10 protein-coding genes are annotated in these 14,430 nt (G+C 53.4%); 1 reads left to right on the top strand and 9 read right to left on the bottom strand.

Going from position 1 to position 14,430, the window contains the following annotated elements; genetic code table 11:
• Positions 1-3: 3 nt before the first annotated feature.
• The 3 genes from BMW84_RS02545 to BMW84_RS02535 all read right to left on the bottom strand — a co-directional run bounded on the left by BMW84_RS02545 (position 4) and on the right by BMW84_RS02535 (position 3,339).
• The gene (locus BMW84_RS02545; RefSeq protein WP_091064109.1) at positions 4-897 is read right to left on the bottom strand and encodes an ABC transporter permease; all 894 of its coding nucleotides are present in this window, start codon (positions 895-897) and stop codon (positions 4-6) included.
• Between the two features lie 175 nt (positions 898-1,072).
• Complete coding sequence (locus BMW84_RS02540) at positions 1,073-2,296, bottom strand: glycosyltransferase family 4 protein (protein ID WP_091064108.1); 1,224 nt, start codon at positions 2,294-2,296, stop codon at positions 1,073-1,075.
• A 152-nt stretch (positions 2,297-2,448) separates the two neighbouring features.
• Entirely contained in the window at positions 2,449-3,339 is an 891-nt protein-coding gene (locus BMW84_RS02535; protein ID WP_091064107.1) for a LysR family transcriptional regulator, read from the bottom strand.
• Between the two features lie 118 nt (positions 3,340-3,457).
• Between BMW84_RS02535 and BMW84_RS02530 the strand changes: the two genes are divergently transcribed.
• Positions 3,458-5,629: a YhgE/Pip domain-containing protein gene (locus tag BMW84_RS02530; RefSeq protein ID WP_091064106.1), complete on the top strand. Its 2,172-nt coding sequence runs from the start codon at positions 3,458-3,460 to the stop codon at positions 5,627-5,629.
• Positions 5,630-5,699: 70 nt separating this feature from the next.
• Here the strand turns inward: BMW84_RS02530 and BMW84_RS02525 are convergent, their stop codons facing one another.
• The 6 genes from BMW84_RS02525 to BMW84_RS02500 form a co-directional block, all read right to left on the bottom strand.
• Entirely contained in the window at positions 5,700-5,993 is a 294-nt protein-coding gene (locus tag BMW84_RS02525) for a putative quinol monooxygenase (protein WP_091064100.1), read from the bottom strand.
• A 117-nt stretch (positions 5,994-6,110) separates the two neighbouring features.
• A complete protein-coding gene (locus tag BMW84_RS02520) occupies positions 6,111-7,418 on the bottom strand; it encodes an alkaline phosphatase family protein (RefSeq protein WP_091064097.1) in 1,308 nt (435 codons plus the stop codon).
• The gene (locus BMW84_RS02515) at positions 7,390-8,643 is read right to left on the bottom strand and encodes an MFS transporter (RefSeq protein WP_091064096.1); all 1,254 of its coding nucleotides are present in this window, start codon (positions 8,641-8,643) and stop codon (positions 7,390-7,392) included. The genes BMW84_RS02520 and BMW84_RS02515 overlap by 29 nt, the downstream gene beginning before the upstream one ends.
• Before the next feature lie 201 nt (positions 8,644-8,844).
• Positions 8,845-12,345 (bottom strand): DUF5695 domain-containing protein, encoded by a 3,501-nt coding sequence (locus BMW84_RS02510; RefSeq protein WP_091067974.1) that lies wholly within the window; start codon positions 12,343-12,345, stop codon positions 8,845-8,847.
• A gap of 263 nt (positions 12,346-12,608) precedes the next feature.
• Positions 12,609-13,478 carry a carbohydrate ABC transporter permease gene (locus BMW84_RS02505; RefSeq protein ID WP_091064089.1) on the bottom strand — a complete coding sequence of 290 codons (870 nt, stop codon included), beginning with the start codon at positions 13,476-13,478 and terminating at the stop codon, positions 12,609-12,611.
• Positions 13,475-14,398, bottom strand: coding sequence for a carbohydrate ABC transporter permease (locus BMW84_RS02500; RefSeq protein WP_091067972.1), 924 nt, complete (start codon positions 14,396-14,398; stop codon positions 13,475-13,477). Before BMW84_RS02500 ends, BMW84_RS02505 begins: the two co-directional genes overlap by 4 nt.
• Positions 14,399-14,430 lie beyond the last annotated feature (32 nt).

Here is a 14,430-nt window from a genome sequence, read left to right as displayed (position 1 = left end):
GGTTTACCAAAGCCCCTCTCCGTTGATTTTTTTGGACATTGCGTTCGTGGACAGGACGAGAAAGAGACTGATGACCGAGGATACGAGGCCCACGGCGGTCGCCATGCCGAAATATCCCTGCTGCAGTCCGTTGCGCAGCACATACGTATCGAGGACGTCGGCGACTTCCTGATTCGCGGAGTTCATCAGTGGATAGATCTGATCCATCCCTACCTGAATCAGGCTCGGAATGCTCAGGATCAGCACAATGGAGATGGTCGGAAGAATACCTGGCAGCGTAATATGGCGGATCTGGGCAAGTTTTCCGGCGCCTTCGACCTTGGCCGCTTCATAGAGCTGCGGGTCGATCGTCGTGATGGCCGCCAGGTACAGAATGGTATTCCAGCCTACTTCCTTCCACAGCCCGCTCGAAACGATCATCGGACGGAACCATTCCGTCGAACCAAGGAAAAAGACCGGGTCTCCGCCCACCTTCCCGATCAGATCATTTACTAACCCGCCGTCCAGCGTCAGGAAGGATTGCAGAATGTACGCCACCACAATCCAGGAAAAGAAGTGCGGCAAATAGCTGACCGACTGGACGAAACGCTTGAACCCCGCATTTTTCAGCTCGTTGATCATCAGCGCCAGCATGATCGGCAGCGGGAAGCCGAACAAAAATTTCAATACGGAGATGTACAGCGTGTTCTTGACGACCTTCCAGAACTGCGCGTCATGGATGAAGGCAAAATTATCCCATCCGATCCAGCCGCTGCTCCAGATCGAGGAGCCAATCGCAAAATTTTTGAAGGCGATTTGAATTCCCGCCATCGGGATATAGTTGAACAGCAACAGCAGCACCGCCGCCGGGGCAATCATGACGTATTGCCAGCGGTATTTCAGCATCCTTGCGAGCATATGACCCCTCCTTGTCTATGCTCTCATTCTACTTTTGAACGGGAGAGTGGGGTAGGCAACAACGATTAGATTTTGATCGTTTTGATTCGATGTTCTATGTAAACGCTTTCCATCCAACTCATAAAAAAAGACGGTGCGGGACACACAATCCCCGAAAACCGTCTGCTATCAGCGCTTATAGTTTCTGCCGTTTGAAGAGCAATCTCCTCGTAAACACAGCCTTCGCCGCCGCCGGAATCTCACGCTCCCGATAAGCCATGACCAGGCTGACATAGCGCTCCATAACTTTTTTCGCAAAAACACGGCTTGAAAACAACTCCGCCTTATATAGCGCATTTCGGCTTAGCTGTCCCCTAAGCCCGGCATCGGCCAAAATTCCGGAGCAGAATGCCGTGAACTCCTCCCGATTGATGTAGGCGAAGCCGTTTATTCCTTGCTCTATGACCCCGTCGATACAGGGATCGTACCGGCAGACCACCGGACAGCCGCAAGCCAGCGCTTCTACATAGGTCAGTCCTTGCGTCTCGCTGGTGGATGCATTCACGAAGAGGTCGGCCATTTTGTAATATTGGTGCACTTCGTCCGGGCGGACCATTCCGGTAAAAACCACCCGGTCCGTGATACCGAGCTGGCCGACCTGTTCCTTGAGCGTATCCAGATAAGGCCCGCCGCCAACGATCAGCAGCTTCACGTCAGGCATTGCCCCGAGAAGTCTGGGCAGAAAAGCGACGATCTCGCCGATATTTTTCTCCAAGGCAATTCGCCCCACGTATGCGATAATCCGGTCTTGGTCCGTTAAGCCCAGTTTCTGTTTAAGCTGCCGCTTCTGATCGTCTGAAAAAGATTGCTGAAATTTATGCAGCTCGATGCCTGTCGGGACTTCGAAGATCGGCGTCTGAATTCCGTAGCTGAGCAGCTTGCTTCGGGTTTTATCCGTTGCGGCGATGACGCCTTCCACACGGTTCAGCATTCGTCTTGTAATCCTGGCCGACAGATTGACGGTAACGACCCTGCCGCCCAGAAAATAACCCAGGTAGTTCTCGTATAAGGTGTGATACGTATGTATGAGCGGGATTTTCAGCTTATGGGCCAGTTGTTTGGAGACAAGCATCATGGAGAATTCGGTCTGGGAGTGGATGATATCCGGCCGCCATTCCAGGATGGCATGGATCAGCTTGTTGAACAGGGGCAGCTTGCACCGGGCATCGGGATAGATGCCGACAGGTATGGATTTTACATAATAGACGTCGTCTTTCACGACATCGTATTTCGAGTGCGATAAGGTCAGGATGCGGACATCATGCCCTTCCGCCTTTAGTTCCTTGTACAGATTTTTGACCGAGGTGACCACTCCGTTAACCATTGGCGAATACGTATCCGTCGTGATTAAAACCTTCAATGAACTTACCTCCCGCCGCGTCTCAAGTCCGCTTGACTCTCCATTGATCGTAACATCCATTTATTAAAACATTATGAAGCGGGACAAGGGATTTGCGGCTGGCGAAAAATAAAACCGCCCGTATCCCGGCTTCAGGGATGGGGCGGCTTTAGTTATTGCGGTTCCCAGTCTTTTCTCAGGATAAAATCGTAAAAGGCTTGAGCGGTGGCCGGTAGATAACGGTCCTTCATTCGCGATATGCCGGTCGTAATGGTGCAGTCCGGATCGGTAATCCGCAGCACATGCAGCGCTTTCTGCAGCACTTCCGAAAATCGGGTCCACAGATATTTGGGGATAAACGAGATGCCCAGCCCGCGGCTGACCATCTCCGCAACGACCACGGAATCGCTTCCCTCGAAAAAGACATCCGGCGCGAATCCGGCGGCCCGGCAAAGTTCCTCCAGCCAATTCGAGGCCTCGTTGCTCGTCCCGCCGCCGATGAATTTCTCATGCGCCGTCTCGATCAGCGCAATTTCCTTCCGATGCATAAATCGTTCCTCCAGAGGCACTAATAACAAAAGCTCATCCTTGAAAAACGGCGTCCACTCGATCCCTTGCCCGACAATCGGGCTTGCGGAGATACATAAGTCGATCTCTCCCGCTTCCAGCAGCTGCCCCATCTCCTGGTCCGTCCGCAGAAACTGGCGTATTCTGGCATTCGGATACCGCTCAATGAACGAGGCGACCAGACTTGGAAAAATATTGACGTTGGTCGTCCCGATCAATACCGAACGGTTCTCGAGCCCCGCCAGATCGTTAATCCGCTTCTGTGCCTGCTCCAGTTCCTGAAACGACCGTTCCAGATGCCTCAGGAAAATTTGCCCGAAGGCATTCAGCTGAATCTGCCGGCCCTTGCGGTCAAACAAAGGTACGCCGACTTCCGCCTCCAGCCGGGCAATGGTTCGGCTAAGCGCCGGTTGCGTAATGTTCAGCGCTTCGGCCGCCTGGGTCATATGCTCCAATCGGGCCACGGTTTGAAAATAGTGCAACTGTTGAAGCTCCATGGGTCACCTCTCATATCTTATATGTAATAAGTGCATGCCAAACTATGCATTGGATATTATCAATCATAGCGTCTAGAATAAGCCTTGTAAAGTTTCTGAAACATCAGGAGGGGTTTGCATGAAGATGCTTTTACAGGAATGGAAGACGATTTTTTCCCAGCGGATGCTCGCGATAACCTTAATCGTCCTTATCTGTATTCCGATGCTGTACAACTTATTTTTTCTGAGTTCCTTTTGGGACCCGTACGGGAAGCTCAGCCAGCTGCCCGTTACGGTCGTTAACAACGATCAAGGTGCCGCCATCGGCGATGTCTCGCTGCAAATCGGGTCTAATTTCGTTCATCAGCTGAAGAACGAAGAGTCCTTTAATTGGCAGTTCGCGGACAATAAGGAGCAGGCGCTGCAAGACCTGGAGGATGGAAAAGTATTTATGGTCATCGATATTCCCGCCGACTTTTCGCACAACGCCGCCTCCCTGCTGAGCACCCAGCCGCAGAAAATGCAGCTGAACTACTACACGGACCCGGCCAACAACTTCGCCGCTTCCCAGATTACCACCTCGGCGGTAACGAAGCTGGAGGTGCAGATCGCCGACGCCGTCCGCAAAGAGTACTCCCGGACGATCTTTGACAATATGAAGTCACTGGCGGAAGGCTACCTAAAAGCCAGCGACGGCGCGGCGAAGCTGGATGAAGGCACCGGGAAATTGTCCGCCGGCATGAAGGTGCTGGGTGACAATCTGCAAAAGCTGGACAATGGTTTGCTTGCGTTTAGCAAAGGCGTTACGGCGACGAATGACGGAGCCGTCCAATTGGTTCAAGGCTTAAACACCGCCAGCGACAGCGCCGCGCAGTTAAGCGCCGGAACTCAGCAGCTGGCGTCGGGAGCCCAAAGCGCGCAGCAAGGCACAAAAGCGCTGGAGGAAGGCTTAGGCGAATTATCTGCAGCCGGTACTAAGCTGGCGGGCGGCGGAGGGAAGGTGCTAAGCGGCGCCACTCAGCTGCAAAGCGGATTGACGCAGTCGGCGAAAGGGCTGCAGGATTTAAGCAGCGGGCTGACCGCTTACAATGACGGCTACCGGAAGCTCAACACGCTGCTCAAATCGGTAGCGGCCAAAGCAGCCGGGAATGTTGAGCTCGCCGGTCAATTAGAAGCAGTAACGAAGCAGATAGATCAATTAGCCGCAAGCGGCACCAAACTGGAGACCAGCATGTCCACCCTTTCCGGATCGCAAAAGCAGTTGGCGCAAGGCGCAGATGCCTTGGTCTCCGGAAGCAAGGATTTGAGCGGCAGTCTGTCCGCCTACGCACAAAAGGTTGCTGAAGCCAGTGAAGGTGCAAAGCAGCTGTCCGCCGGAAGCGGCACGCTGCTGGCCGGCATCCAAAAAGTCGCCAGCGGCAACCAGCAGCTGAGCGCGGGCCTGCTGGAATTGAAATCCGGCGGCACCGAGCTCGGCAATGCCATCGGCCAATTAACCCAGGCCGGTACCGCCCTGCAGTCGGGCGCGGGCCAATTGGCCAACGGCGTGCAGCAGCTTCAAGCCGGCACCGGCACCTTGTCCACGGGAATCTCTGATCTTCACAAGGGGTTAAGCGCAGGTGCAGCCCAGTCCAAGGAGGTCTCGAAGGCAAACGAAACCACCTATGAAATGTTTGCCGCACCGACCGATCTGGTGGCACATGTCGAGCATAAGGTACCGAAATACGGTTTTGGCATGGCGCCGTATATCATCAGTATCGGGTTCTTCGCTTCATCCCTGATGTTCTCCACCGCTTTTTCGGTGCGAACCCCTTCAATGAAGCCGGTTTCGGCGTACAGCTGGTTCTTCAGCAAATACAGCGTCGCCATTGCGGTTGCTTCCCTTAGCGCTATGGTTTCGGCGATCGTGCTGCTGCGCGGCTTCGAGCTTGAGGTGCAAAGCATCTGGCGCTTTATCGTGTTCAGCATCATCGTCGCTTTGACCTTCACAACGCTGTTGTTCCTGCTCACCGCCGCGTTCGGGCAGCGCGGGCAGTTCCTCGGCTTCCTTGTTCTGCTGATGCAGGTAGCCAGCAGCGAAGGCACCTTCCCGCTGGTGCTGACGCCGAAAGTGTTCCATTATCTGAATCCGCTCCTGCCGATGACTTACTCCATCCGCGGTTTCCGGGAAGTCATCTCCATCGGTACCAACTATGGTCATCTGTGGGCGCAAGCCGGCATACTTGCCGGTTATCTGGCGGTGTTTATCGGCTTGCTGCTGCTTACGTTCAGACACCTCTACCGGAAAGAACGGCTGAATCCGGGACAGTGATATACCAGCAAGCGAATAGGCGCAATTAAATAAAAAGATCCCCCTTCCGGGGGATCTTTTTATAGCAATATTATTGCAACGCTTCTCCGTTAAACACCTTCAGGTCCATTGGGGCAGCCAGGAACTCTGCAGCCTTTTGTTTGAAGGCCGTAAAATGTTCGCTAGCGTTATGCAGCCCGGTAGCTTCAAGGTCTTTCCACAGTTCAACCATGGTATAGACCTGCTCCTGCTCGGTCGATTTCAGCAGTTCGTAGCTAATATTGCCCTCTTCCTTACGTGTGGATGCCACCAGAACGGTTGCTTCTTCCAGGAAGGCCGCCTCCTGTTCCGGTTTAATGCGCATTGTTGCATGAATAATAATCATGCTATAGCCTCCTCGAATATATTTGACCCATCAATATTTGACTAATCAAATATACTCTGCTTTCAAAAATAAAGCAACCTCTGCTCCGCAAAACGGATATCTCTCTCTATTTTTCGCCTATTCCTTAAAAATCTCTTCGATCACCCTGCCGTCCGCATGCCCGAAATCAATGCCCAGAATATGGGCCATTGTCGGCGCAATATCGACCATCTCCAGGTCGCCGAAAGCATAATCCGGTTTGATCGGCTTCCCGGCAATGACGATGTTGCAGCGGTAGCCGCTTTTCTCGGGGGAATAGCCATGTGTGGCATAACGGATGCCCTGTTCCTGAAGGTCGACAATCAGCCGTTCTCCCAAAGTTTCATCGAAGCAGTAGCCTTGTTTGGCTTCCAGCATGATCCGCGTGACCGGACTGGCATGAAGGCTATCCAGCACTTCCCGCGTATACACGCTTTCGATGCCCATGGACCCCTCATCCTGCAGCTCCTCTTCGATCACCGCCAAAGCCTGCCGCTCCGCTTCCTCATCGCCCGGCCGGATATGCAGATACGCCGAACCGCCGCCGCATTGGAAGTACGCCCGCCACTTCATCTTGCCGTTCTCTTCATAAATGAGTCCCTTTGCCTGCAGCAAATTGTTCAGATGTACCTTGTACCGGACGTTGAATTGGCCGTGATCGCCGAGCACCATAATGACCGTTTCGTCCTGAATCCCGGCCTCCTCCACCGCCTGCATGATTTCGCCGAGCCGATGGTCCATCCGCAGGATCACCTGCTGCACTTCATCGCTGTCGGTACCGTACATATGCTTGGCATCGTCGAGGTCAATCAGATGCATCATAAGCAGATTAGGTTTCTTGCGTTTGATTGTATCCACGGCGCATTTCGTCGAAAAATCATCCAGATACGGCTGAGCGATGCCTTTCCGGATACGTCCGTGCTTCAGCTCCATCCGGATGCAGTACAGCGGGCTCCCGCTGCGCAGCACCTTCAGTGCCTGATTCTCCCCCTTGAGCGCCCGGATCTCCGGAAGGTTATATCGAATCGAGGACTTGCCGGAGACCGGCCACAAGAGGCCGGCAGTGCTCAGGCCATGCGCCCGCGCAGCGTCGTAAATCGTCGGTGCTTTGATCGCTTTGCGGAACCAGAACCAGCGCTGGTCCTCCTCCTTTACAAACGGCTGCAGCGGGTTATTGTGATGGATGCCATGTTTTTCCGGATAGACGCCGGTCGCTGTTGTGGTATGTACGACATAGGTAAGCGTGGGATAAACGCTCTTAAGGCGGTTGCTGTAGGCACCGCGTTTCATCAGCTTCGCGAAATGGGGGAGCCGGCTGGCCGTCTCCCAGTTATCTTCCGAGAATGCATCGTAAGAAATAACGATCAAATGCTTGGCTTTAGGTGCGTGTACGGTTGCTTGCGCCATGTGAATTCCCCTCAGGTAATGTAATAAATACAAAGAAGCCGATTAGAAACAGCGGAATGATGGCCAGGATGCTGTAGCTTGCGTCCCCTGTCAGCGTCGTGGCCAGCGACATCAGAGCCGGACCGAGAATGGCCGCGAATTTGCCGAAAATATTGTAAAAGCCGAAAAATTCATTGGAATTATCCTTGGGGATGATCTTGGCGAAATAGGAACGGCTGAGCGCCTGAATGCCGCCCTGCGCCGAGCCGATCAGCGCGCCAAGAATAAAAATATGCCAAACGGACGTAATAAAGAATGCCGCCACGCAGGAAAAGATGTATGTAAAAATGCCGAAGATAATCATCTTGCGTGCCGAATATTTTTTGGCCAGGTTGCCGTAAAGGATGGCGCACGGAAACGCAATGATCTGGATTATGAGCAAAATGCCGAGCAGCGTGAAGGTGTCCAGATCCTCTCCGCCCAATACCGAGGTCGCGTAAGGTACAACCATTTTGATAATCGTATCGACGCCGTCAATATAGAAGAAATACGCCAGCAAAAAGATAAACACGACCCGGTGCTGCCGGATATTCGCGAAGGTCGCCCCGAGTCTGCGGAAGCTGTTCGCGACCGGCCGGGGGTCCGGCTCGACATAATGCCGCTGTTTGACGTCGCGGAGGAGCGGCACGGTAAGCAAGCCCCACCACAGCGCCGTAATGAGAAATCCGATCTGGTACCCGATCGCCTTGTCCATGCCCAGCACGTAAATGAGGGCAAGGCTGATGCCGAATGGAATGACGCTGAATATGTATCCGAACGCAAAACCTCTCGTCGATACCTTGTCCATCCGCTCGTCTTGCGTGACATCCACAATGAACGAGTCATAAAAGATGTTGGCCCCGGCAAAGCCGATGGCCGACAAGATGTAGAACAGCACCAGAAGCTGCCACTCCCCGCTTGCCGGTGATACAAACGCCAGCGAAGCGGTAGCCATAATTCCGAGAGCCGCGAAAAAAATAAAGAAGCGCTTTTTCTTATCCTTGTAATCCGCAATCGTCCCGAGAATCGGGCTCATCACCGCTACCAGGATGCTGGCAATCGAGTTGAAGTACCCTAAATCCATGCTGCTGACATTGTCGAACATGCCGAATATAATCGGCAGCAGCGCCGTCGTGACCGCCATCGAATACGCTGAATTGCCGCAGTCGTACAGAATCCACGATTTCTCCTCTTTACTAAGCTTCATCCCATCTTCTCCTCTATCGTCAGTTGATATTGTTATATCACGCGATCATATGAAGCATGTTAAAGAGGTGTAAAATCAGTGGTTATATTCACTGCTACATATTCGACGCCCCTTGTTATTTCCCTTCAATTTTTATATATCAGCCGGCTAGGCCGAAAAAAATCCCGGCGATCGCAAGGATCACCGGGACTGCAGTCAGCATTAAACCTTATCTGGCAGGGCAGGTGCAACATCTGCCGGAAGCCCGGGCTCAGCGGACGGCCCAGCTGCAGGCTCGGCTGCCGGTTCTTCCGTTGGCTTCACGGATGGCTCCCCGCTAGGCGTTGCAGACGGATCCTCGGATTGCAGCAAATCCGTCGCTTTCTCACCTGTGAGGCTTTGGATCGTCGCCCCTCCGAACAAGGAGGAGATTTCCGCTGCGCTGAGCGCGCGGCTGTAAATGATGAAGTCATCCACCGCTCCGTTCAGGTAAGGATCGTTGAACTGCGATTTTCCGATGTAATTCTGGGTGGTCGCGCCAAGACTGGAAGGCTTCAGCGTCATGTTCGTATTGACCGCAACCTGAACGCCGTCGACATACAGGCGGCCTGTCGTGCCGGACAGCGTTACCGCGACATGCTTCCATTGCCCGACGGTCAGCGGGCTGCTCGCCGTCAGCTGCTGCTCCGAGCCGTTGCCGCTGCCCGTAATCGCAAAGCGCATGCCGCCGCCCCCGCCGGACTGCGGCGCCAGAAACATATAGCTTCCGGTGCCGGAGCCGAAATCGAAAATTCGCGCCCAATCGCTGTTTGACGTAATGCGTACCCATGCCGAAATCGTGAAGTCGTTCAGTGAGCTGACGACTCCCGTAGGCAAGGTCGCATAACCATTGCTGCCGCTTAAAGTAAGCGCATTGCCGGCGCCTGTGCGGCCTGTGGTCCAGCTCGTTGTTCCGCTGAGCACCGCATGGTTAGCCGCGCCAGAGGAATCGGTGACCGTCGTACCGGAGGTTTGGTTCATGTTATAGTTCACGATGACGCTCGGTACCGGAACAGGGTTTCCCGGCTGGATCGACACGGTATAGCTGGCACTGGTGCCGATGTTCAGCGATGCGGTCGCCGTCTGGCCGCTCACTGCCGTAAAGCTGCCGGATGCGACATTATTGACAGTCACATTATAAGTTCCTGCAACCAGACCCGTGAAGGACACTTTGGTGGTGTGGGCGGTTCCCGGCGTCGCATTGCTAAGGGTAAAGCTCACGCCGTTCTTCGCCTTGGCAACCGTAGCTTGGGTATAGCGGTCGCGCTCCAGCGTCATGCCCCATTTTTCCGTGATGAGGTTCAGCCGCTGGAACACCCCGTCTTTCGGAACGACGACATAGTTGCCACCGCTGTCGGTGACCTCGCAGCCATAGCCGTAAAGGCCGAAGATCGGGTCAACGGCTACGTCGGAGCTCAGCAGCTTGATGGCGCCGAACAGTCCCAGATCGGCTTCCCCGGACATGCCCCGCCACCCGTTGAACAGCGGTCCTCCGTCCAGACCGAGTGCGCCGTTGTTGCCCTTCATCGCCTGATAGGTCCAGGAGACGGCTCCGATATTCGCCGCGTCGGAACTGATTTGCCCGGAGTTGATGGCGCTCAGGTTCGCCAATTTGGCCGCGTAGCTCAAGCGCTGTTCCACTTCCGGCGTCGCCGAATTGTTGCGTACCCAGTCATCCATGGCCGTTCCGGCCAGCGCAGCCGTGTACTGGAATTGCCACCATGGCTCGCCGTTGATGGTCACCGGATCGGAGTAGAAATACCAGACCGGCATTTTTCCGCGCACCGCACGGGTTTTGGTGTTGATTTTACTCTTGATCGTGTTGTTGTTGTTCATCTTGGCCAGCATATAAACGGCTTCCTCGCCGGTATTGTCGTAGTTGTATTCCGAGCCGTACGGATAGGTCGTGGCAGCGAAATTGTTATATTTGGTGTTCATTTTAGAGATCAGATCGTTGGCCTGCGCCGTGTAGCCTTCGGTTTGCAGAGCTTTGATGATATCCGGCGTGGTGACCTCTCCCATGAGGCCGGTATTCCAGTTATAGGCGACCGGTCCGTCATAGAGCGCTTTCATAATGTTGTAAGCCCTCATCAGATAGGTATTGCTCGTTTCGGTGTACGCGATCAGGCCCGGGTATAGCTTGGATATTTTGTACATGCTGAAGTACGTATTGTAAATATGCGGATACGCGTAGCCCCGGTAAGTCGGCGTCGTATTCGGCGCAGCCATCAGGAAATCCGGCACCAGATAATCGGTATGATGATCGGCCATCAGATTGCCCCAAATTGCGACTTTCAAATACTGGTCGAGTGCAGTGATTTCCGAAGCGACCGGATTCTGGACATTTTTCTCGGCCAGGAATTGCGCATGGGTGTAACCCCAGTCGTCGCCCCAGCCCCAGTACCCGGCAAAATTGTTCCGTTTCGCTTTGGTCTGCATCATCCAGTCGTCGAACACTTTATCCCGGATATCGCCCGGCACATTCCATTGCTGGTTGTTAACCATGAACGTGGCATGCCGCTGAAGCGCATTCGCCACCGGTTCAATGGCGTAGAACTGCAGGGTCGTCGTCTCGCCGGAACCGTAGTTCACGGTGATATTATTCGGGCCGAGATGGCTCATTTTCAGCGAGTACAGCTTATGGTCTCCGGAAGTCGTGCCCAGGGAAGTCACTGTCGTTTCGGATGGATATTGCGCCGTGACCGAAGTGATCGTCTTGGATGTCCGCAGGTCGAATTTCGCGGTCTGGTCGGTCGGAACAATCATGCCCGGCACAACGGTCGTGTCGATCATTCCTTCGGAATAAAGCCGGTCCTTCGTCGCTTGCTCGCTGGCGGATTTGAAGAACTTGAACGAATAGGTTTTGCTCGCGCCCGGCGCCAGCGTCAGGCTGGTGTTGTTCAAATACCCTCTGCCGGTGCTTTTAATGACATTGGAGTGGATATAGTAGACCGAGAGTCCTTCGACCCAGCCCCCTTGGTCTCCCGCCCATTTACTGCCGGCATGGTCCTGGATGCGCCAGTTGTCCATGTATTCGAATCCTGCACCGGTCGTGCTGTCGGGAACGAGCAGGAGCGACGGTCCGATTCCGCTTGGACGCTGTACGGTGACATATGAACTGTTATTGCCGATGAAGGATTGTGTAACGACCCGCGTCTCATAGATCTGCTCATTGCCGCCGCCGGTCCAGAATTCGTTGAACGGAAGCGGGAGGCCGAAATCGCCGATCTCCAGCGTCTGCGTGCTTGTATTGGTCACCTGAATTTGCCAGAGCAAGTAATCGCTTACAAGAGAATAGCTTTCATTGACCCGAAAATTGCGTATACCTTCGGTGTTAGCCGAATTTTGATAGACGACATTTACCGTATTTCCCGTCTGGCTCTGGGTCCGGGCATCCGCTGATTTGCTGGTCCACGCTTTGGTCCAGGCACCGTTATTCAGCCGGTACGTAAACATCAGCTCACCGAGCCACTGATGGTCGGCCGTATTCTGGTTGGGAGCGTTGGTTGCGTTCATCACGTAATTGGTCGGATAGTTGTCCCCGGCCAGCTTCAGGCTGGTAATGTCGCCGTTCGAGCCTGTGCTTACCTGAAAATTGCTGCTTGATAAGTCATAAGCGTAAGCAGGACGGGCAAACCAAAAAACGCCTAATGCCGCAGCAAGGACAACCGCACTTAACGACATCTTTTTCACGCGTTGACTCTGAAATTTCTTCAGCACACCATAACCTCCTTAGAGTTAGAATACCGATTGCCAAATGCTCCTCCTTCCTTAAAATTCTATTAAATAGGAATTCATCTATAATATTGCATAAACCTCACTCAATAGATATCATGGATTCCAACCTTATTTTTAAGGATTTTAACCTGCTGAACAAGCTTCCGGCAAAAAAAGGCACGTCCCCTTCAACATTAAGGAAATCGTGCCTTCTCCGAAAAATCCGCCTATTAATTTTTCATTCCGGTCAGCGTGATGCCTTCCACGAAATATTTTTGACCGATCAGATAGAAAATGACGCCCGGCGCAAAGGACATGCAGGTGGCGGCCATTGTCAGCGACCAGTCCTGCTTGAGCTGCCCCCTGAAGGCGGTCAGCCCCAGGGCGATCGTATATTTATCGCTGGAATTGATATAAATCATTTGCTGCAGCAGGTCGTTCCACAGTCCGATGAAGATGAATAAGGCGACTACGATCATCGCCGATTTGATTGCCGGCATGATGATGCTGAACAGGATGCGGATGTATCCGGCGCCGTCGATCGTTGCGGCCTGGTCAAGCTCCCGCGGGATCGAGACAATAAACTGCCGGATCAGAAAGATATTAAATGCGCCGCCGCCGCAGAAATACGGCAGGATGAGCGGCAGGTAACTGTCATGAATGCCGAGCCCGCGCGTCCAGCCGATGTACAGCGGAATGAGCGTAACCATGGCCGGCAGGAGCATCGAACCGACGCACAGCGTCCAGATGAATTTTTTGCCCCAGAACCGCAGTCTCGCAAAGGCATAACCGCATAGGGTAGCCGTAAAGGTACCCGCCAAACACGAGGGCACGATGATAATCAGCGTGTTCCACAGGTATCGCCAAAACTTGAAAACATCCAGCGTCTTCTCATAGTTGGAGAACAGCCAATGTCCCGGCAGCAGCGCCGGCGGATATTTGTAAATCTCGGCATTGGACATCAGGGAAGTGCGGAAGATCCACCAGATCGGAAAAAGGACAAGGATGGCGAAGAACACGATCACGACCAGTGAGATCAGGTTCATCATCCGGTTGGTGCGTTTTTTGCTTTTCAATTTGCCGTAGGCCAGATCGCTCACTTGTCGTCGCCCCCTTCATCGAAGATCCACCGGTTAGAGGTTTTGAACAACACGCCGGTAAAAGCGGCAAGAATAACAAAGATAATGGCTGTCGTTGCGCAGGCATAACCCAGCCTGTAGTTCACAAACGCCTGGTCATACATCAAATAAGTCAAAAACCGCGAGGAATTGCCCGGGCCGCCATTGGTCAGGGAAAGGGCCGGCGTAACGATCTGGAGATTGGCGATCAGGCTCATGAGCAGATTGTAAAAGATAATCGGCGACATGCAGGGCAACGTGATGTGCACAAACCGCTGCCAGCCGTTCGCGCCGTCGATTTCGGCGGCTTCATGATAGACGCCAGGAACATTTTGCAGCCCGGCGAGAAAAATAACGATCAGGTTCCCCGACAACCAGACTGAAATCAGGGACAGCGACGGAACAACATAACTGGAGTCGGCGATAAACGAAACTTTATGGAGTCCGGCCTCCGACAGAAGAAAGTTGAAAAAGCCGAAGTTCGCTTCGTACAGCCAGGACCAGCCTACATAAATGGCGGCCGCCGGCAGAACATACGGAACATAGAATACCGCTCTGAAAAAGCCTCTGGCCGGAATTTTACGGTTCAGCAGCATCGCGATGAAAAGCGAATAGAGCATGCTGCCGATGACGGATAAGACGGCGAAATAGATTGTCGCGATAATTGAATCCTTAATATAAGGGTCCTTTGTAAATAGATCGATGTAATTATCCAAGCCGATAAACTCGGGTTTTGCCAATCCCGTCCAGTTGGTCAAACTGATTCCCAGCACCCCGATCAGGGGCAGGTATGTCAGAAAGATCAGTCCGAGAAAGGCAGGAATCAATAATAGATAAGCGACGCGCGCCTCGCTTGCGTTAATGCGGGAACGCCGCCGTGGAGCTTTTTTAATCGTATCCATCTCTCTCTCCCACCTGCCGATTAAAATATGGC

The organism is Paenibacillus sp. NFR01, assembly GCF_900111565.1.
In the GTDB taxonomy this organism is placed as follows: Bacteria; Bacillota; Bacilli; order Paenibacillales; family Paenibacillaceae; genus Paenibacillus_AQ.
This window is presented reverse-complemented; position numbering and strand designations above follow the sequence as displayed.